This is a genomic window from Microcystis sp. LE19-84.1B, assembly GCF_027531875.1.
Taxonomy (GTDB): Bacteria; Cyanobacteriota; Cyanobacteriia; order Cyanobacteriales; family Microcystaceae; genus Microcystis; species Microcystis panniformis.
Genome location: NZ_JAPZSR010000221.1, coordinates 1 through 19,530 on the forward strand (window position 1 = coordinate 1; position 19,530 = coordinate 19,530).

Consider the following 19,530-nt stretch of genomic DNA (forward strand, 5'->3'; position numbering starts at 1 on the left):
AGGGTGAACCCTGTCCACCCTCCCACAATTATTCACAAAAAAAGCTTAATAGCGTTTTTTTCTGTCACCACCACCACCATTGAAGGGCGCACGCTCTTCACGATCGCGGGCCTCGTTAACTTTAATTGATCGCCCCATCCAGTCAGCACCATCTAGTGCCTCAATTGCGGCGGCTTCCTGGGCTTTACTTTCCATTTCCACGAAGGCGAAACCGCGTTTGCGCTGTGTGTCTTTGTCCAAGGGAATATGAACCCTCTTAACCTTGCCGTACTCTGCAAAGACATCGACCAGATCTTCTTGGGAAATCTCGTAAGAGAGATTACCAACAAAAATAGACATAATACTTGAATCCTCGAACAATACTCGAAACGGTGTGGAGACACAAAATTCAGGGAGAAGCCGAACAATACTAAAGTAAAAGACTTACCGAGTTAATACTGAAAACGAACTTGAACACTAATCTTGACTCTCGCCTCGATCATAACACGAAAAGACTGGAGTTAATGTTAACTTTTATTTTCCAGGGAAAGAGACCGTTTTGCCCATCGGTCGCTACTCCCTCAACCGCCAGCTTTTTTCTCCCGACGAAATAACCAAATCATCAGGGCCACCACACCGATTTGTAGGGCAAAATTGGGTAAGGCGGTGGCTACGTCCCTGCCTGCCGCTAATTGGGCTAGAAAAACCACCGCACCAATAAAACCGGAGGCCCCTAGACCGAGATAGAGAAACTGCCGCAGCCCTCGGTAGGGATTGGCCGCTTCCTCTTTCAAGCGCGCGTATTTTTGGGGATCAAGTCGAGGGGATTTGCTCATAAAAAAATTTTTCTAGCTCTGTATCTATTGTCCGTGATATAATCGGGAACTGGCAATGTGCCGATGTAGCTCAGTGGTAGAGTAGTTGATTCGTAATCAATTGGTCGTGGGTTCAAATCCCATCATCGGCTTGGGGTTTTACCTCCCGGAAGTTGACTCAGAAATACCGAAGTCCGGCTGAATAAATCCAAAAACCTTGTTGGATAAGACTTTTAGACTTTTTGGCCATCCCAAAGTGCCGGACCCTGGATTGATCGGAATGGGCAAAACCCCACACCCTGCTCCCACCAACCAACTTTTCCGGCAAACCTTAGTTACTGAAGAAAAGGTTGAATAATTCCTGCGATCGCCTGACGTTGGCAATCGTCATATCCCCAGCGTTCTAGAAAGGCTTGATATTCTCCTTGTCCTCTGTTTAAACTGGTGGCTAGTTGTTGTAATTTTTCCCCCAAGGCCGGCGACAATAACTCCTTAATTAGTTGACTGGTTTTTTCTTGGACTTTCTCAGAACCTTGGGCGTTTTCTTCGTCTCCTTGACTGCGATGATAGATGACCATTGCCGTGGACATAGCCAGATTTTTGACTAATAATTCATTCACCAATATCGGGGAAGTTTTTAAAGCAGTGATTACCTCCAAACTAGGATATTCAGTATAGGATAAATTGCTGGTTAAATAAGTAACAAAAAAACCTCTAGCTCCATTTTCTGTGGAGACTAACTCAGTAATTTTCTGAGTTATTGTATCGGTATCTAACAACTCAATTTGACTTAGTAAATCTTGAGTTTGTTGGATAGCATTTTCAAAAGTTATACCCATAACATCAATAGCCTTCTGTAAAGTTTAAGAGAAAAATACTAAGCATCTAAAGCATTTAACCAATTAGTTAAATCCTCCACTGTCGAAAAATCCAATAAAGCTTCCCCCACTCGTTCTAGATCGTCAATAGTCAAGGTTATAATCCGACTCTCTAGAGCCACATCAATAGCTCCTAACTTACGTTTAATCAGACGAACAATTAGATTTCTTTCTCTTGCTAAACCCTGTTCTAAACCCTGTTCTAAACCGCAGCGCATCCAACTGGTGGTAATCTGCATAACTCCCTCCTGTTCGGGTTGAATAAATGTGCTAATCTCCTGTTGAAATTCTATCTCCTCGGACGAGTTGAGATTGAGATAGGTATCGACAAAGCCTGAAATCAATTGCATTCTAGCGGCATCTAATCTTAATGTTACCAATAATCTTAGACATTGTGCCTTAACTTTTGCTCTATCCCGAGGGGCAATTTTCATTTTAGCCATCAAAGCGGCGGCGACGGGATTAGCTTGATTAATAAAATCTCGCCAATTCAAGCGATTTAACTGGACAACTTGATAGTTAAATTCTAGCACTTTTAAGTCAGGAAACTCAATTTTATATTGACGAATTGCTTCTTTTTGTGGACGATCATAGGAGAATATGACAATGGGATAAACTGGTAAGGCAAATTTTTGATGCAGACGAGCGAAATAAGTAAACATTCGCCGATTAAATTCCAGTTGAGAGCTAGACTGTGCTTCTAGATGAATTAAGAAAAATGATGATTGTCCTCGAAATTGAACTTGGGCGACTAAATCACTTTCATACTTTTCTCCTTCCGTGACATCGGTAAAGACTTCTTTGTCTAAAAATGTGATCTGATTAGGCTCTAAATAATTGATAATCTCAGGAAAAAACAACTGAATAAATTCAACAAAAAAAGTCGCAATTAATTCCTTAAATAAACGATCATGGTCAATAACATTATTCATACCTAATAATTATAAACGAGGAATCCTTCAGCTTATCTTCATAACTTTTTGTAGTAATTATCAAGGATTTTCCAATGACCAGCACTAGGAGACAAAGAAATTAAATCCTCGATATTGCCTTCCATAGTAGCACAAATTTGAGCGAGGGGTAATAGCAAATCCTCTAGTAAGACGAGTTAGGACGAGGAGATAAAATGCCCAAGAAAGCGTACTTATCCGAACATCTAAGTTCAGAGGAACCGAAAGATAAATACAGAACCAGTCAAGACTCAGTGGCAACAAGAAGATGGCACTGGTTAGGTAAAATATCTTGAGGATGGACAATCAAAAAGGCGACAGTAGCTGTCGGATTAGATTATCAATATCTAATCAATTAGGAGAAGAAGGAGTTAAAAATATCAAGAAAAAGAGTCAGGAACATCCGAGAGGAAAAGAACCTTTATCGAAGGAAGAACAATTCCAAAAATTAAAATTGAATAAATTCAGGGAAATTTACGGTAATTTTGCCGGTTAAATCAATTCCCTGCTATCTCCATCCCAAATTACTGCTAGTACAAAAAGTCGAACGACTTTTAAATTATCGATTGAGAATAGAAATAATTTCAATGATTTTGAGGAGTTTTTTCCTGAATTATAGGACGTAGTTGTTGCACCAGTTCCTTAGAGCGTATTATTCTTGCTTCTGGTAATAAATGCTCATGGGTATCGCCAAATAAACTAGAATCTGTTTGCAGATTAAGAGTTTTTGGATTGTAGATTAAAGGCACTATATTAGACAATTCTTCAATAGTTTTTTTAACATTTTTGACAGTGGTTTCATCGGTCTTAGCATAAACCCAAGAGAGAGAAACTACTAAATCAGCACCTTTAGCTTTTAACTCCTCTTGAAATTGAGCGATGCGTTTGAGGGAGTGTTGCGAAACAGGTCGATCAAATGTTCTAGCCCACCATTTACCTGTACGATGTTTGACTACGGTAGGATCTCCTTTTTCTGTGATTGGATCTGATAAATAACCCCTAGGTTTTCCTGTTTGTATAACATCAACAGCAGTTTTTACTATAGCGCGTAAACTAGGAACTCCCATTAACCAAGTCTCGGAAACTAATTGTTCTAAGGGTATATTTCCTAAACCAGGTTTTCCAATGGCAACACCAAAAGGAACCGAACCAAATAAACCATCACCATAACCAATACCATCATCATCCAGTAACATTAAATATTCAGGAATGAGAACCACTATATCCCCCGGACGTACCTGCTCTAAAATAATTGGGCAGATGACATTTAATCCCAAATCTCCCTGTAAACCAAAGTTAAAAACTGGGATTTTTAGCTCCTGTTCGAGGAATTGAGAGTTAATACTATAATTTACCCCCGACCCCCCCGCAAAAATTATTCGTCTCGGTGCATCTATCTGCTTGGCAAAAGATACTTTTTGTTCGTACATTTGTAGGAGCCACTTTAATTCACCACCGTAGTGTACGTTATAAAAAAAACCCAAAGACCAAGCCACCCCAACGGTAGCTAACCAAGGCCAAAAAGTAAACATTTTCTTCATAAGTTTAGCTCCTAGATTTGAAGAACCAGAGGACAACTAGAGAATAACTAATTATAGTTCAAAAAAGAGATAATTGTCTTATCTTTCCTGCCACAATTGCCAAATAGTCGCCACATACTTCCGTCCTTTTGACAAATAATCCCAGAGATTAATTCCGGTTTTACTCTCACCATAAATGCGGGGAACGCAAAGATAAGGAACTTCCACTAACTTATAACCTAAACGATTGGCACGGGTTAATAAATCAATGCAGTATTCTCCATAATCTCCCTTTAAGCGAATTTTTTCTAAAACCTGAGAACGAACGGCAATAAAACCACTGGTATAGTCGTGAGCTTGATTGCCTAGCATCACGATGGCCATGCGATTAATAATCCAGCTTAACATCCGGGCCATGAGTCCGTGGGCAACATCATCACCCCCCGGAATCCAACGAGAACCTACGGCCATATCAGCTTTTTTAGCTCGAATCGCTGTGACTAATTGCGGCACATCTTCTGGAGGCATAGACAAATCACAATCCATCCAAGTAATAATTTTAGCACCATACAGATTAATCGCATCGTCAATACCTCTTTGTAGAGCCGAAGTTAACCCTTTCTCGTCGATTCTGCGACACAAAATTACCCCCGATTGGAATTGCGAATCTTGGGGAGGAGTAGGATATTGTTGGGCTAAATCTTCTACTATCTGCCAAGTTTCATCGGGAGAATTATCATCCACCACTAGCACTAAATAAGGACTAGGAACACTAGCTAGTAAACGTTCAATTAATTGACTAATATTATCTCGCTCGTTATAAGTGGGTAAAATCGTACAGACTAAATCATTAGCTGCTGGGGTAATTGTTGGCTTATCCTCGGATTTTTGGGCTAGTAAACCTGTCTCAGAAGCAGATATAACTATTTCATAGAAAGGATATTTACCAATGATTCCAGAGCGATTTATGCCAATTTGAAACTTTTGTCCATCTTGGCTAAATTCCAGTTCTTCTGGTGGGGATTCTAAGAGTTGACAAGGGCGATAGGGATAGCAAACGTAGGGAAAACTAGACAATCCTTGACTGAGTAATTCTTGGCATAGTTTAACCATGGCTTGACTATCTTCCACACGGAAGAAAGTTTTTTGTTTCTCCAAACCAAAACCCAAAACTTGTGCCGCATATTGATGAGAAAAGGCAACAATAGAATTAGTATCCTCTTCTATGCTTTTGATAGCTGGTGCTATCCCCTGATGGGTTTTATAGAAAAATTCTCCCCCTTGATAAATGTTTTTATAGACACCTATTGCCATTAAGATTAACAGTAAAACCCAACTTCCCTTGGCTACAAAAACTTCTTGGTTCGCCTCGACAATTTTTACTTGTTCCACCGTTAATAAGGTAACAAAGGGTATAAGAGGCAATAAATATCTCGGTCCCCATTGTTTTCCTCCCACCATGACTTCTCCCGGGGCAATATCGACTAAACAAGACACCCCTACTGTGTAGATAAAATAGAGAGCATAGACAAAAAGCATTTGTTTATCTAGAGATATATTGGCGATGTCAAATAGATAACAACTAGCTAAAAGTATCAGGAAGTAAATGATATTGTCCTTGACTAACGCCTTGGTTTTGACCATTCCTTGCTGGCGAAGATTGACGAGAACAGCCAAGATGATAATCGCCATTATACTAATTAAAGTTACGGGAATATCCTTGGCAAAATTCAATTGTTGACCGCTCCAAGTGAGCAAGTAAGCTAGGGGAATTATACAGATAGGAAAATGCACTAAAAAAGAGCTATTTAACTGATAAAAACTGGTCAGAGCTTCTTGAATACGTTTTTTCCAAGAAAACTCCTCAAGGACTAACAGAGCGTGAACTCCTAGAAAACGATTATAAATTAACTTATTGCAAAACCACAGTACAAACACACTAACAATCATACCTAGCACAAAAACAAAAGCTATTCGATTGGTTAGCAGAAATTCAGAAAAATTAAGATTTTGCTCGGTTGAATACCAAGCAAAAATTGAGGTTTGTTCTGGAGTTAACCCCAAGAAAACTAATAAAGTTAAAGTTGCCACTAGGGCCAGACATTCCGAGCGGAACCATACCGATAAACCCACTAGAAATCCGCCTAATAAATTGGGCAGCCAGCCACTATTAGCTGTATCGGGTAGAAAAAAAGCGATAACAATTCCCAAAAATCCTAAAGTAACAGCGAGGGTATGTTCACAATATATGGCACTGTATAGAGTTAAGGGAGAAGCAAAAATCAAAATAACTAATCCCAAAAGACCACCCCAACTGTCTAGGGAAAAAGCGGGAATTGCTCTTGAAAAACTGAGCCACAATACCCAAATTGATAGGAGGGGAATCAAGTAAAACCCCCGATAACCCCAAAATTTATAAAAAAGGGAAGTTAGCAAAGAGAATGAAAAAGGAAAAGAGATATAATAACGTTGATTTAAGTAGTAGATAAAAGGGGGGCGATAGGTGTATAAACCCTCTTGCCAAAGACGAGTAACCCAAGCTTCTGCGCGCTCAACTAAGTCAAATCGCCATTCACCATTACTTAGCTGACGAGCTAGTAAAGCTTTCAGCGCTCCATCGCCATTAAAAAAAACATCCTTGGGAACTAAAATACATAGATATAGGGAATAAAAGCAACCGGCGGCAATTACTACCCAAGATAAAAACTCCGTGCCAATTATCATAAAAGTTGGTTTTTATTCAAAAAATTTTCATCAATTTTTCATCCCTACTCAGCCTCAGCAAAAACTTGCTGAACTGCTTGGGCCACTCGCTCAATTTGCTCGTCCGTGAGAGCTAAACCGCTAGGCAGATAAAAACCCCTGCGCGCCAGTCTTTCAGCCACGGGACAGGAAACATTTTGCAATAATCCCATTTTGTGAAATACCGGTTGTTCGTGCATACACCAGAAAAAAGGACGCGTACCAATCTGATGTTCTTTGAGGCGTTTCATCGCTTCCGTAGCATCAAAGTTAACCTCATCTTTGAGAACAATACCATAAACCCAATAAATATTTTCGGCATAATCGGTTTGAGGTAGAGGCAATTCTAGACAGGGGATATTTTGCAATAATTCCCTGTAGCGTCTGCCCATTTTTCTCTTGCGCTGGACAAAAGTTTCTAGCTGTTCTAATTGTGCTAAACCCACTGCCGCTTGCAGATTAGTCATCCTCAGATTCCAGCCCAGTTCTTCGTGAATAAAACGTCGTTGGGGCTGAAAATATAAATTTCTCAGGGAACGACAACGCTCAAAAATATCCTCTTGGTTGGTGACAATCATGCCCCCTTCCCCAGTGGTAATATGTTTGTTGGAATAGAAACTAAAGATACTGATATCACCGAAACTACCACAGGGTTTACCTTGATAGGTTTGACCGTGCATTTCCGCCGCATCTTCAATAATTTTTAAACCGTATTTTTGAGCTAATTCTAAAACTGGAGTCATTGCCACCGGTAATCCGTAGATATGAACCACCATTATCGCTTTAGTGCGGGGCGTGATTTTTGCCTCTATCTGACTGATATCCATGTTCCAAGTCTGCGCTTCGCAGTCCACCACCACGGGAATCGCCCCGGCTTTGACAATGGCAGCTCCGCAGGAAATGATGGTAAAAGTGGGGAGAATCACTTCATCCCCCGAACCAATTCCTAAAGCGACGATGGCCGCTTCTAAGGCCATAGAACCATTGCACACGGAAACGGCATACTTTCGCCCAACAGTGAGGGCAAAATTTTCTTCAAATCTCTGAACAAAGGGACCTTCCGAAGAAATCCAACCGCTATCAATACATTCGTTAAGATACTGTTTTTCCTTGCCCGCAAGTAGGGGTTCATTGACGGGAATAAAGCTACTCATGCCATCTCTGCTCCCGCCATTTTAACCACGGTTTCCTCAATTCCTGTAAAGCGAGTTTTATCCTGATTACCAACGTAGGGACCTTGTTTTACTTCAATCATTTCTACTTCTTCTAAGACTTGGAAACCATGGCCACCTTGTATCAATAAAACCACATCCCCATCTCTCAATATATGACTTTCTAGATATTGTTGGTCGTCATCATAGAAATCTACCCGCAGTTTTCCTCTTTTGATAATTAAGACTTCCTGGGTAAAAAATACTTCTCGTTGTACTTTGTTATGAACGTGGGGCATAATACTTTTTCCCGTCGGGTGTCTCATATAGGCCAACTGTTGGGAAAAATCATCGGGAGTTAGGAAATGAATCCCCTCTTGGTTAAACTCTCGTCGGAGAATTATCGCTAAAACTTTACCCTCTTTCGTGATTTGAGAAATTGGCAAAGAGTTAAATTGACTTTCTGGCTTATTTTTCTGATTTTGTTGGCGGAGAAAATCTAAAGATAAAAAGTCTGAAGCTAGTTTAAACATGAATTTAACCCCCCTAGGGAATGGTTGTGAGAAAGGCTGAAATTAATTGACAGCAAAGAAGGGGCGAACGAGTGACTAACTTTTGTCACCCCTGGTAGGCCAATTTAATTTAATTAGCTAAAGCTTAATCTAATTAACCTTCTGTTAATTTAGTTAACAGAAGGTTAATCCCGACTAAGGCAAGATGCTTCTACCATACATTTAAGAAAACACGGGAGCATCTAACTTTAGAAATAAGTAGAAATACTTAAGGGTAAAAAAATAGAATTAAACAGGGGTCTCATGAAGATAAGCGGAACGATGGCGAAGCACTTGTGGAACATTTAGAACACAAATCTGAGCATTTGTACTAAAATATCTGGGACACAGTTGAAATGCAGCACAGCTTACCTACCATGGTTATTTGACTGACGGCTAACTGCTATATTTTCTGATGATGATATAAATAGCAAAAACTATAGACGAATAGCTATGAGCTTTGGTGAAGAATTTCAATTACTGCTGCGGGCGCGCTATCCTCTCATCTATATTACCACCTTAGAAGAAGAACGTCTCGAAAAAGCGATCGCCGATATTGCCAAACAGAGCAATAACCGTGCTGTCTATGTCTGGGATTTTGTGGATGGTTATCAAGATAATCCCAATAATGAGAACTTTGCTCGGCGTAATCCCCTGCAATCTCTTGAATTCGTCGAAAAGCTGCCGTCTAACATCGCCGCAATCATAATTTTACGCGATTTCCAGCGCTTTTTAGAAGATATTTCCATCGCCAGAAAATTGCGAAATCTTGCCCGTTCCCTGAAATCTCAGCCTAAAAACCTAATTATCGTCGCTCCCGAACTGTCTATCCCCTCGGATCTCACCGAAGTCATCACCGTCGTCGATTTTCCCCTCCCCAGTGGCGAAGAAATTAAACAGGAAATCCAGCGATTAATCGCCGCCACCGGACAACCCCTAAAAGAACCACTCCTGGATGAATTAGTGCTTTCTGCCCAAGGATTGTCCCTAGAGAGAATTCGTCGGGTTTTAGCCAAATGTTTAGCCAGTCACGGCAAAATTGAGCCAGAGGACGTGGAATTAATTTTGGCAGAAAAACGCCAATCGATTCGTCAAACCCAGATATTAGACTTTTATCCCGCCACAGAGCAGATTTCTGACATCGGGGGACTAGATAATCTCAAAGACTGGCTGATTCGTCGCGGTGGTGCTTTTAGTGAACGCGCCCGCGCCTACGGTTTACCCAATCCCCGGGGTTTACTATTGGTGGGAATTCAGGGGACGGGTAAATCCCTGACAGCGAAAGCTATTTCCCATCATTGGCACTTACCCCTACTGCGTCTAGACGTGGGGCGTTTATTTGGCGGATTGGTGGGAGAATCGGAATCACGCACCCGTCAGATGATTAATCTCGCCGAAGCTTTAGCTCCCTGTGTGCTGTGGATAGACGAAATCGATAAAGCTTTCGCCGGAGTGGATGGGAAAGGCGACGGAGGAACCACCGGGCGGGTTTTCGGGACTTTTATCACTTGGTTAGCCGAGAAACAATCGCCGGTTTTTGTCGTCGCTACAGCTAATAACATCCAATCTTTGCCCCCGGAAATGTTGCGAAAAGGACGCTTCGATGAGATATTTTTTGTCGGACTACCTAGCCAAAAGTCCCGCGAGGAGATTTTTAGCGTTCATCTGGGGAAAGTCCGGCCCCATAATCTGAAAAGTTATGATATCAAGCGACTAGCCTACGAAACTCCCGATTTTTCGGGGGCAGAAATCGAACAAACCATCGTGGAAGCGATGCACATCGGGTTTAGTCAAAATCGCGACTTTAGCACCGATGATGTGCTTGAGGCCGCTAGTCAGATTATACCCCTGGCTCGCACTGCTCAAGAACAGATCCAGTTTCTACAGGATTGGGCTAAGTCCGGTAAAGCTCGTTTAGCCTCTCGCGATGATCGTTTTAATGTTAATCCTAACAGTTAATTTAGCACCAATATGAAGCGTTTATCTGGTTTATTGCAATTTATGGTCGGTTTTGTCATGGGAGTGGCGATTTTGGTCGGTGGGGCCACTGCTGTCGCCTATATGCTTCTCTCCGGTATGAATTCTAATCCTCCTAAACCCGTCTTTACCGAGGAGAAAAAAGAGGAAACTAAGGAGGAAAAAACCGCCGTCAAACCTTCTCCCACCGCTACTACTCCCGTCCAAGAACAACCCCAAGCTGCGGTGAAAGAGTCTCCCACAGCTGCACCAGCACCAAAAGCTGCCCCGAAACCCAGTCCCGAAGCAAGAAAAAAAGAAACTACATCCGAGGGTTATCAAGCGCGGGTGACATGGCAAAGCGGTTTAAGTCTGCGCTCTCAACCTACCAGTGAATCGACTCGTCTCGGTGGTCTCGATTATAATACTAAAGTCAGTGTGGTGGGAACCAGCAGCGATGGCCAATGGCAGCGCGTGCGTCTGTCCGATGGTCGCGAAGGTTGGATTAAAGCGGGTAATATTTCTAGAGTCCAGTAAATAGGGTTTGCGGCAAAAAGTTTTTCCTGGGGGCAGGGTGTGGGGCGTAGGGTGCAGGGTTTTACCCATTTTCAGGCGGTCAATTACCTAATTTTCAGGGAAAAAGTCCCAGAATTTTCCCCCCGCTCACTCCAATGGCCGGTACTTTTGGATTTCAAAAAGGTCTAAAAGTATTATCGAACAATGTTTTTAGATTTATTCAGCAAACCCTAAATATTTAGAAGGGATAGATTTTCTAAATCTATCCCTTTCCCTAATCAGTAGTTGGACAAAGTTAAATTTACACTCTGGAAGGAGAGAACCCCAGAACTGCGGCACTCCGGAAGTAAAAAATATCTGTGATTAATTAGGGTTGGCTGAAAAAGTACGGGCGAAGCATTCGGGCAATAACCTATCGGTGAAACCGTAGATTTTCTATCCGAATGCTTCGCCCCTACAGGACGCGGGCCGATGAAGACGCAAGGTTTTGAAGCACGATTCTCTCAAAATCTTGCACCTGTTTCGCAAGAAAACCCACAAAACCCTTACCTTGCCTACATTTCACATTTATTCAGCAAGCCCTAATTCTGTCTGGGTACTTAACCACTAATTCAAGAACGATTATCGCGATTAACTTTTCTGATTAACCAATAACTTGCCGCTAAAGCTAAGGTTCCCACGGTGAGGGCAATTAAATCATCTTTACTGTATTTCTTGGGATCAAAAATAATAATTTTTCGAGAGATGGCAATCAGGGCAGTAACTACGACTAATTCAACCTGTACGATGTGTTTCCTTAGGTAAGCAGTGATGTTTTCTAATAACTCTAAGGCAATTAAAATATTGAGAAATAATCCGAAAATTTCAATTAAAGTTTTGCTAAAAAAACCGACGGGTTCCGTAGTAAATAAATCTTGGATTAGAATAACTACTAGATCATAAAGAGAAACAATAATAACAACAATTAAGGCTACGGATAAAACCTTAGAAACTAAGTTTTCAATGACATGAATCGACCTCATGAAATTTTCATCGCGCCATTGTTGACCAAAATTGATAAGTAGTTTCCGTATCTGTTTGAGCATGATCGATTAAGTAAAAAGTAAAAATTATTATTGTATTTGACTGCTAATTATTCTATTTAGTTAACAAGTAAGCTGATCCCCCCTTAATCCCCCCTTAATCAGGGGGGTGCTGATCCCCCCTTGATCCCCCCTTGATAAGGGGGGTGCTGATCCCCCCTTAATCCCCCCTTAATCCCCCCTTGATAAGGGGGGTATCTGACAATTTTTAACATCTAAGTAGGGAGGCACAATTATTTGTAGGATGGGTTAGCGGTAGCGTAAACTATGCGGTCGTTGGGTTTCATGCTTCAACCCAACCTACGTTCATCTTATATTTAATTCCACCCACCCACTTACTTAGAAATAATTTTACTTGAAGAAGGCTTCCCTAGAAAAAAAATCAAGGTGCGATCGCTATTAAGTCAACCGCACCAAAAACTAATACAAATGCTCGCATCTAGCTGACATCATCGTGAGCGAAACGATTATAGAGGAAGTCGAGGGCATAGTTACGCAGACGATAATATTCCGGATCCTCCATAATTCTCTCCCGATCGCGGGGACGGGGGAAATGAATATTCATCACTTCGCCGATTTTCGCTTCCGGTCCATTGGTCATCATTACCAGCTTATCAGCGAGGAAAAGAGCCTCATCGATATCGTGGGTAATCATCAACACCGTACAGCGTTTATCTTGCCAGATTTTCAGCAATTCTTCCTGTAATTCCTCTTTGGTAATCGCATCCAAGGCGCCGAAAGGTTCATCAAGAATCAACACCTCCGGACGGATAGAAAGAGCGCGAGCGATCGAAACCCGTTGTTTCATCCCCCCGGAGATTTGGGGAGGGGTTTTGTCCATAGCTTCGGTTAAACCCACCATAGCTAAATGTTCCCGCACGATCGAGCGTTTTTGTGCTTCTGGAGCATTGGGAGACACCGCATCTACCGCAAGATAGACATTTTCAAAAACGCTTAACCAAGGCAATAAAGCATAGTTTTGAAACACTACCATGCGATCGGGCCCAGGTTTAGTAATTTTCTTACCGTTAACTTTAACGATGCCATCGGTGGGAGAAGAAAAACCCGACACCATATTTAATAGGGTCGATTTACCGCAACCGGAGTGACCGATCACACAGATAAATTCACCTTCATTGATGCTGAGATTAACATCCTTGAGGACGGTGTAGGGGCCTCTGGGAGTGGGATAAACCTTAGAAACTCCTTCAATGGTGACAAAAGCTTCTTTACTGGGGGTCTGGGTTGCTCGGTTAATTGTGTCGGTGGTGGTGTACATGATTAGTCTTTGGGGGAAATTAGTTAATAGGGGCAATAACCAGGGATAATTGGCTAATAATTATCCCCTTAGTTGATTTTTAGGCAATTTTACGAGATTCGCTGGCACTAGGACGAGCATCAATAGCCACTTCGGCCATGGTGACGTTTTGTTTGATCTCTAAACTATTGAGATAACCGATCGGATCCTCGGCATCAAACTCGATACCATCGAATAAAAGGATCGGTGTGCGACGATATTTAATATCCCCTAGACCCAATTCCCGGGCCGCGGTACTAAAGACACCCACCCGACAGACGCGTTCGAGAATTTCTACCCAGTTACGGGGGAAAGGAATGTGGCCCCAGCGTGCCATTTGGGTCATCATCCAGAGGTGTTCGGTACGACTGGGACGATTTACCCCATCTCCATAGAACAGATGGTGTGCATATTCTTTCATCGGTCGATCAATACTGCACGCGTAGGAGTTGGGATCACCCAGTTGGATATAATCAATATTGGTACTAAGATACTGACGACTGGCGAGGATTTGACGAATTTCTTCCTGATTCCCTTCCTCGGCACAGTAGCGACAACCTTCCAGCAGTGCTTTGACTAAAGCGACATGGGTATTAGGGTATTTATTGGCCCAATCTTCCCGGACTCCCAGGGCCTTACCCGGGTGGCCCTGCCAGATTTCTAAGTCGGTAGCGACGGTGTAACCGATACCCTCCATGGCGCCCCGTAGATTCCAGGGTTCACCGACACAGTAACCGTCAATACTGCCGGTTTTCAGGTCAGCTACCATTTGGGCCGGGGGAATAGTTTCGAGGTGAACGTCTTGATCAGGGTCAATTCCCGCTGCCGCTAACCAGTAACGCAGGAGCAAATTGTGCATGGAGGAGGGGTGAACAATGCCAAAAATATGGCGCTGCTCCTTCGATTCCAATAGCATCTGTTTTAAAGCGTTACCGTCAATCACTCCCTCGTCGTAGAAGCGTTTAGCGAGGGTGACACCGTTACCGTTGCGAGTCATAGTCAGGGCGCTGACAATCGGCAAAGGTTGCTCCTGATAACCACCGACGGTTAACCAGGTGGGCATTCCTGAAGGCATTTGCGCCCCGTCGAGGAACCCTCCTGCGATCCCATCCACAACCCCTCGCCAACTGGTTTCCCGGACTAAATTCACCTCATCTAGACCATGTTTAGTGAAGAATCCCTTTTCTTTGGCCACTGCTAGGGGCGCGCAAGCGGTGAGGGGAACAAAACCGATCTCTAGATTGACTTTTTCTAAACCGTGACGGGCAATCACTTCGACTTTGCGAGCGCGTAGTTTTTTGATCCGTTTTTGTTGGTTGAGGAAATAGATAATTTCGCTCCGGAGACTGTAGTAACTGGGGTGTTCCACCACTTCCATGCGTTTGCGGGGACGGGGGATATCTACTTCCAAAATACCGCCAATTTTTGAGCCAGGACCGTTGGTAAGCATGACGATGCGATCGGATAATAGCACCGCTTCATCCACATCGTGCGTCACCATTACCGAGGTCATTTCGTATTCTTCGCACAGCTGCATTAACTGTTCCTGTAGATTACCTCTAGTCAGGGCATCTAACGCGCCAAAGGGTTCGTCTAAAAGCAGGACTTTCGGACGGATGGCTAGGGCGCGAGCGATCGCTACCCGTTGTTTCATCCCCCCCGATAATTCGTTGGGACGTTTATCCACTGCATGACGAAGATTGACCAGATCGATATATTTTTCGACTTCAGCTTTTCTTTCATCTTCTGATAGTTGAGCGAGAACTTGATCGACTGCCAGAGTGATATTTTCTTTGACGGTTAACCAGGGTAAAAGGGAATAGTTTTGGAAGACTACCATGCGATCTGGCCCTGGTTTTTTAATGCTTTGACCTTGCAAAGTCACCACCCCTTCTGTGGGCAAATCTAAACCAGCGATCATGTTTAAGAGGGTGGATTTTCCGCAACCAGAGTGACCGATAAGGGAGATAAATTCTCCTTTTTTTATCTGTAAATCTATCCCTTTTAAGGCCACATATTCACCGCCACCACTGAGGGGGAAGATTTTATCAATGTTATCGACAGCAACAAACAAACTCATAGTTTTTTTCTCCTTAAGTTAGCTCAAGTTTCAGTTGGTTGAAGATGGGGAAACTCTCCCCATTAATTCCCTATTGACGAACGATTTGATTCTGTAACCAAGCCATAAAGCGATCGAGTAATAAACCCACACCACCGATATAAAATAGCGCGAGAATAATATCGCTGATGTAGTTATTTTGGTAGGCATCCCAGATAAAGAAACCGATACCGACGATACCAGACATAACGATTTCAGCGGCGATAATCGCTAACCAAGCTAAACCGATCGCAATTCTCAAACCGGTGAAGATGTAGGGAAGTGCTGAGGGAATTAATATCTTGAAAAAGAATTTTTGGTTGGACAATTGCAAGACTTGTTTAACGTTGATATAGTCTTGGGGAATTTGTTGGACACCAACGGTAGTATTAATCAAAATTGGCCAAACTGCGGTAATAAAAATAACGAATAAAGCAGCAGGTTGGTTTTGTTGTAAAGCGGCCAAAGATAGGGGAACCCAAGCAAGAGGAGGAACTGTTCTCAGGAATTGAAAAAGGGGATCGAGTGCCTTATTTAAGAAGGGATTAACCCCAACCATAATTCCAACTCCAATACCCACCACTGCGGCAAAAGAATAACCGATTAATACCCGTTTTAGACTTTCGAGAGTTTGCCAGAATAGTCCCTTATCAATACCTCCACGATCAAAGAAAGGATACATTAAATAGGTGCGGGTACGCTCATTAGTAATAATATCCGATGGCGGCGGTAATTTAATCAATCCCACCATAGACATTAACTGCCATAAAATCAGGAAAAATAAAATACCCACAATCGGAGGAAGGATATCCCCAGAATGCTTTTTCCAGAATTTACTAAAGTTGAAACCACCTTTACTTGTTCTGCTGACGCTAGTTGCCATTTTGCCGTTTTCCTTTGTTGAAGATAAAGTTACTTGATTGGAAAGAGAAGAAAACATTTTTGGGATTGATAGACTAGATATTTTATGCCCCTAACCTATCGGGAAAAACTCGCTATTTTTTAATCGCCAAACTATCGAGATAAGCTTGGGGATTAGCGGGGTCAAAAGTTTTGCCATCAAAGAATTTCTCCACACCACGGGAGGTACTGGTGGGAATATCGGCCGCAGGAACTCCTAATTCTGTGGCTGCCGCTTTCCAAAGATCCTCGCGGTTAACTTTGTCGATTAATGTTGAGGCAGTGGTTAAAGTTTCTTTCGGCAAGAAACCCCAACGAACACTTTCGGTTAAAAACCAGAGATCATGACTCTTATAGGGATAGGAAACGCTACCGGCGGGATCTTTCCAGTAGAAAACCCCTTTATTTTTGTCGGTGATTTCCGGTTTACCGTCACCCATTTTCTGCATTCCTTTGAGGGGACCGGCGATAATTTCTTCTTTGAGGTTGAAATAAGCCGGTTTAGCGAGAATTGCCGCCGCTTCTGCCCGATTTGCCTCTTGATCGAGCCATTGCTGCGCTTCCATAACTCCTTTTAATAGTGCCTTAGTAGCTTTCGGGTTTTTATCCACCCAATCGGCGCGGATGGCGAGGTATTCTTCCGGGTGATAGGGCCAGATTTCTGCGGTTAAAGCTGACATGAAACCGATATTATCAGCCACAATTCTCGCCGGCCAAGGATCGCCGGTACTAAACGCATCCATAGTTCCCGTTTTCATGTTGGCCACGGTTTGGGCTGCGGGTACGGCAATTAGGTTAATATCCGTATCGGGGTTAATACCACCGGCGGCTAACCAGTAACGAATCCAGAAGTCCTGATTAGCTTTCGGGAAAGTATAGGCAGCTTTGAAGGGAGTTCCCGTCGTTTTCATGCCGAGGATGTAATCTTTGGCGGGTTTCAGGTCTAAACCGATATTTTTACCCTCGTGTTTACCTGCGATCGCAATTCCGTTACCCTGGGTGTTTAACTGCGCTAACACATACATGGGGACTTTAACGTTATTTTTGGTGATTAGTCCCTCGGAAATCAGGTAAGGCATGGGCATTTGCCACTGTCCTCCGTCAATTCCGCCCGCATCTGCCCCAATTTCGACGTTATCTCTAGCGGCGCCCCAGTTAGCTTGTTTGGAGACTTCCACATCGGGCATCCCGTGTTTAGCGAAAAAGCCTTTTTCCTTGGCAATAATTAAAGGTGCGGCCTCAACAATAGGAATATAACCTAATTTAATTTTGGTGGTTTCGGGGGCCTCTCCGGGAGCTACCGCCACAGGAGAAGCAACCGGGGAAGCGGGTGCGGTGCTGCTGGTTCCACCCGTACTGTCGGGGGGATTACCCACACAACCTTTCAGGACAACAGCCCCTGCCGCTGAAACTGCCGCCGTGGTTAAAAATTTCCGTCTCGAAAAATTTGACATAGAGTCCTCCTACCTGCTTGCTAAAGCAAATATGTGTGCTGAATTATGGGTAAAGGAATCCCTCGCTAAACTTTCCTTCTAGCCTGTGCTATAGAAATTTAGCTATGGAATATTGAATTTCGATTGAACTTACTAAATAAGTCTAGCGGAATTTGGAAAAAATAATTAATCTGAGCGAGAATTTTATGTACAAAAATTTAATTCGATTGATAAGGATTAATTAAGACCATTGATATATCTAGCTTCTAGCCACTTAAAAAGGTTTCCGTAGGGCGCTGGAGCAGGGGTGATGGGGAGCAGGGAGGTGGGGAGAAACAATAAAATGAGCCAAGGGTGAGTTTTAGGAATGCGGCTCCTTCTGGCTTGGTAGAATGGACAATATGCTTTCACCCCAAAGTAATGACCAGATCTAAAAAGCCGAAATCACCGAACTCCTCTGATTCGCCTACCTCTCCTTCCTTGGCTCTGTCTTCCCTACATTTTCGTCTGCAAGCTTTAGAGGAGGAGCATCAGTGGCTCCTCAAGCAGATTGGCAGAAAACGCAACGAACTGAAGAAATTCCTCGACCAGATGCGTTCCCTGGCGACGGAGATTTTTCAGAGAGGACAACCTCTCTATGAAAAACTTACCGACCTCGACCGCGAAATACACGCCCTTTTTGACGAAATCCTCACTGCTAGAAAATTGGGGCAGCAGACAAAAAAAAGGATTCTCGGAATTTACGAGACACTTCAGTTAACGGGGGTGATTAGCCCGAAATTTGACGATGGAGACGAAGAACTAGACGAACTTTTCGGAGACGAAGAACCAGAAGGAGCATCAGAGCAATCCGCGCAGGATTTCTTCTCTGGGGGAGACTCCTATAACCGTCACGATGATGGAACAGAGCTATCACCTGAAAGCTCGCCTAAATCTCCTGAATCTAGACAAATACGCCGCACTTTCCTGAGAATGGCCGAGATTTTTCACCCCGACAAGGTTACGGATCCCGAAACTCGGATGCGTCACAACGAGATTATGAAGGAAGTCAACCGCGCCTATAAAGAGGGAGATATTGCCAAACTGCTCGAAATCGAACGACAGTATCAAATGGGGGACACTTTCGAGGTTGAAGGCTCATCGGAAAGCGACCTCAAACGACAGTGCGAGAGGGTTGAAACCAATAACGAACTACTCAAAAAGCAATACGAGAACCTGAAAAGAGAACTGCGCTCGGTGCGAAATACCCCAGAAGGCGAGATGGTGAGGGCCAGTCGCGCTTGTGAGAAGGATGGCATCGACCCGATTGAGCAAATGCTAGAGGAGATGAAATTACAAGTTCAATCCACCGAAAAAATCTATAATTTTGTCCGTGACTTCCGCGATAAAAAGATAACGGTTAAAGAGTTTCTGCGCGGACCGGTCAGGATGGGCCGCAGCCCGGAAGAGATGGAAGACATTCTTGATCAACTTCTGCAGCAACTTCGCGGAATCAGCCGTTGAAGAGAGAAAGCCAGTATTTAGGGTATGCTGAATAAATGTGAAATATAGACGAGGTAAGGGTTTTAGGGTTCTGTTTTGCTCTCACAGGTGCAAGATTTTGAGAGAATCGTCGTTCAAAACCTTGCGTCTTCATCGGCCCGTGTCCTGTAGGGGCGAAGC

At 43.2% G+C, this 19,530-nt stretch carries 17 protein-coding genes and 1 tRNA gene; 5 read left to right on the plus strand and 13 right to left on the minus strand.

Translation table 11 applies throughout. The annotated features are described in order from the left end of the window. Nucleotides 1-45 precede the first annotated feature (45 nt). Both rbp and O9324_RS12880 read right to left on the minus strand, forming a co-directional pair. Complete coding sequence (gene rbp, locus O9324_RS12875; protein WP_002766405.1) at nt 46-339, minus strand: RNA-binding regulator; 294 nt, start codon at nt 337-339, stop codon at nt 46-48. Nucleotides 340-560: 221 nt separating this feature from the next. Further along, nucleotides 561-815 carry a DUF3493 domain-containing protein gene (locus O9324_RS12880; protein ID WP_002766406.1) on the minus strand — a complete coding sequence of 85 codons (255 nt, stop codon included), beginning with the start codon at nt 813-815 and terminating at the stop codon, nt 561-563. A 59-nt stretch (nt 816-874) separates the two neighbouring features. Here O9324_RS12880 and O9324_RS12885 point away from each other — a divergent pair. After that, nucleotides 875-946: transfer RNA gene (locus O9324_RS12885), tRNA-Thr, on the plus strand. 183 nt (nt 947-1,129) lie between these two features. Here O9324_RS12885 and O9324_RS12890 read toward each other — a convergent pair. Beyond that, nucleotides 1,130-1,633, minus strand: a complete 504-nt coding sequence (locus O9324_RS12890) for a sll1618 family protein (protein WP_002787517.1) — start codon at nt 1,631-1,633, stop codon at nt 1,130-1,132. 38 nt (nt 1,634-1,671) lie between these two features. Further along, entirely contained in the window at nt 1,672-2,604 is a 933-nt protein-coding gene (locus O9324_RS12895; protein ID WP_288140393.1) for a DUF4351 domain-containing protein, read from the minus strand. A gap of 316 nt (nt 2,605-2,920) precedes the next feature. Between O9324_RS12895 and O9324_RS12900 the strand changes: the two genes are divergently transcribed. Then, nucleotides 2,921-3,118 (plus strand): hypothetical protein, encoded by a 198-nt coding sequence (locus O9324_RS12900; RefSeq protein WP_228020981.1) that lies wholly within the window; start codon nt 2,921-2,923, stop codon nt 3,116-3,118. Between the two features lie 88 nt (nt 3,119-3,206). Here O9324_RS12900 and O9324_RS12905 read toward each other — a convergent pair whose 3' ends face one another. From O9324_RS12905 to O9324_RS12920, 4 genes are all read right to left on the minus strand, one after another. Beyond that, nucleotides 3,207-4,163, minus strand: coding sequence for a hypothetical protein (locus tag O9324_RS12905; protein WP_288140394.1), 957 nt, complete (start codon nt 4,161-4,163; stop codon nt 3,207-3,209). 78 nt (nt 4,164-4,241) lie between these two features. After that, nucleotides 4,242-6,866 carry a polyprenol monophosphomannose synthase gene (locus tag O9324_RS12910; RefSeq protein ID WP_288140395.1) on the minus strand — a complete coding sequence of 875 codons (2,625 nt, stop codon included), beginning with the start codon at nt 6,864-6,866 and terminating at the stop codon, nt 4,242-4,244. A 44-nt stretch (nt 6,867-6,910) separates the two neighbouring features. Next, nucleotides 6,911-8,038: a DegT/DnrJ/EryC1/StrS family aminotransferase gene (locus O9324_RS12915; RefSeq protein WP_288140396.1), complete on the minus strand. Its 1,128-nt coding sequence runs from the start codon at nt 8,036-8,038 to the stop codon at nt 6,911-6,913. Next, nucleotides 8,035-8,568: a cupin domain-containing protein gene (locus tag O9324_RS12920; protein WP_190358835.1), complete on the minus strand. Its 534-nt coding sequence runs from the start codon at nt 8,566-8,568 to the stop codon at nt 8,035-8,037. The genes O9324_RS12915 and O9324_RS12920 overlap by 4 nt, the downstream gene beginning before the upstream one ends. 471 nt (nt 8,569-9,039) lie before the next feature. On the opposite strand from O9324_RS12920, the gene O9324_RS12925 reads away from it, so the two are divergent. Then, nucleotides 9,040-10,545 carry a Ycf46 family AAA ATPase gene (locus tag O9324_RS12925; RefSeq protein ID WP_288140397.1) on the plus strand — a complete coding sequence of 502 codons (1,506 nt, stop codon included), beginning with the start codon at nt 9,040-9,042 and terminating at the stop codon, nt 10,543-10,545. Between the two features lie 12 nt (nt 10,546-10,557). After that, nucleotides 10,558-11,079, plus strand: coding sequence for an SH3 domain-containing protein (locus tag O9324_RS12930; RefSeq protein WP_002766418.1), 522 nt, complete (start codon nt 10,558-10,560; stop codon nt 11,077-11,079). A 590-nt stretch (nt 11,080-11,669) separates the two neighbouring features. Here the strand turns inward: O9324_RS12930 and O9324_RS12935 are convergent. The 5 genes from O9324_RS12935 to O9324_RS12955 all read right to left on the minus strand — a co-directional run bounded on the left by O9324_RS12935 (nt 11,670) and on the right by O9324_RS12955 (nt 17,889). Beyond that, the gene (locus O9324_RS12935; RefSeq protein WP_288140398.1) at nt 11,670-12,143 is read right to left on the minus strand and encodes a phosphate-starvation-inducible PsiE family protein; all 474 of its coding nucleotides are present in this window, start codon (nt 12,141-12,143) and stop codon (nt 11,670-11,672) included. A 436-nt stretch (nt 12,144-12,579) separates the two neighbouring features. Next, entirely contained in the window at nt 12,580-13,419 is an 840-nt protein-coding gene (locus O9324_RS12940) for a nitrate ABC transporter ATP-binding protein (protein WP_271992431.1), read from the minus strand. Nucleotides 13,420-13,498: 79 nt separating this feature from the next. Further along, nucleotides 13,499-15,517: an ABC transporter ATP-binding/substrate-binding protein gene (locus O9324_RS12945; RefSeq protein ID WP_288140399.1), complete on the minus strand. Its 2,019-nt coding sequence runs from the start codon at nt 15,515-15,517 to the stop codon at nt 13,499-13,501. A gap of 70 nt (nt 15,518-15,587) precedes the next feature. Continuing rightward, nucleotides 15,588-16,418 (minus strand): nitrate ABC transporter permease, encoded by an 831-nt coding sequence (gene ntrB, locus O9324_RS12950; RefSeq protein ID WP_043996475.1) that lies wholly within the window; start codon nt 16,416-16,418, stop codon nt 15,588-15,590. Nucleotides 16,419-16,530: 112 nt separating this feature from the next. Continuing rightward, nucleotides 16,531-17,889, minus strand: a complete 1,359-nt coding sequence (locus O9324_RS12955) for a CmpA/NrtA family ABC transporter substrate-binding protein (protein WP_002766431.1) — start codon at nt 17,887-17,889, stop codon at nt 16,531-16,533. A gap of 399 nt (nt 17,890-18,288) precedes the next feature. Here O9324_RS12955 and O9324_RS12960 point away from each other — a divergent pair, with 399 nt between their 5' ends. After that, nucleotides 18,289-19,371: a molecular chaperone DnaJ gene (locus O9324_RS12960; protein WP_287627650.1), complete on the plus strand. Its 1,083-nt coding sequence runs from the start codon at nt 18,289-18,291 to the stop codon at nt 19,369-19,371. Nucleotides 19,372-19,530 lie beyond the last annotated feature (159 nt).

Bases quoted from the DNA above. Each gene is read 5' to 3' on its own strand.
- O9324_RS12960 (WP_287627650.1), top strand. From the start codon at position 18,289: ATGACCAGATCTAAAAAGCCGAAATCACCGAACTCCTCTGATTCGCCT.
- O9324_RS12930 (WP_002766418.1), top strand. From the start codon at position 10,558: ATGAAGCGTTTATCTGGTTTATTGCAATTTATGGTCGGTTTTGTCATG.
- O9324_RS12895 (WP_288140393.1), bottom strand. From the start codon at position 2,604: ATGAATAATGTTATTGACCATGATCGTTTATTTAAGGAATTAATTGCG.
- O9324_RS12925 (WP_288140397.1), top strand. From the start codon at position 9,040: ATGAGCTTTGGTGAAGAATTTCAATTACTGCTGCGGGCGCGCTATCCT.
- O9324_RS12920 (WP_190358835.1), bottom strand. From the start codon at position 8,568: ATGTTTAAACTAGCTTCAGACTTTTTATCTTTAGATTTTCTCCGCCAA.
- O9324_RS12915 (WP_288140396.1), bottom strand. From the start codon at position 8,038: ATGAGTAGCTTTATTCCCGTCAATGAACCCCTACTTGCGGGCAAGGAA.
- ntrB (WP_043996475.1), bottom strand. From the start codon at position 16,418: ATGGCAACTAGCGTCAGCAGAACAAGTAAAGGTGGTTTCAACTTTAGT.
- O9324_RS12905 (WP_288140394.1), bottom strand. From the start codon at position 4,163: ATGAAGAAAATGTTTACTTTTTGGCCTTGGTTAGCTACCGTTGGGGTG.
- O9324_RS12910 (WP_288140395.1), bottom strand. From the start codon at position 6,866: ATGATAATTGGCACGGAGTTTTTATCTTGGGTAGTAATTGCCGCCGGT.
- O9324_RS12880 (WP_002766406.1), bottom strand. From the start codon at position 815: ATGAGCAAATCCCCTCGACTTGATCCCCAAAAATACGCGCGCTTGAAA.
- O9324_RS12940 (WP_271992431.1), bottom strand. From the start codon at position 13,419: ATGTACACCACCACCGACACAATTAACCGAGCAACCCAGACCCCCAGT.
- rbp (WP_002766405.1), bottom strand. From the start codon at position 339: ATGTCTATTTTTGTTGGTAATCTCTCTTACGAGATTTCCCAAGAAGAT.
- O9324_RS12935 (WP_288140398.1), bottom strand. From the start codon at position 12,143: ATGCTCAAACAGATACGGAAACTACTTATCAATTTTGGTCAACAATGG.
- O9324_RS12955 (WP_002766431.1), bottom strand. From the start codon at position 17,889: ATGTCAAATTTTTCGAGACGGAAATTTTTAACCACGGCGGCAGTTTCA.
- O9324_RS12945 (WP_288140399.1), bottom strand. From the start codon at position 15,517: ATGAGTTTGTTTGTTGCTGTCGATAACATTGATAAAATCTTCCCCCTC.
- O9324_RS12890 (WP_002787517.1), bottom strand. From the start codon at position 1,633: ATGGGTATAACTTTTGAAAATGCTATCCAACAAACTCAAGATTTACTA.
- O9324_RS12900 (WP_228020981.1), top strand. From the start codon at position 2,921: ATGGACAATCAAAAAGGCGACAGTAGCTGTCGGATTAGATTATCAATA.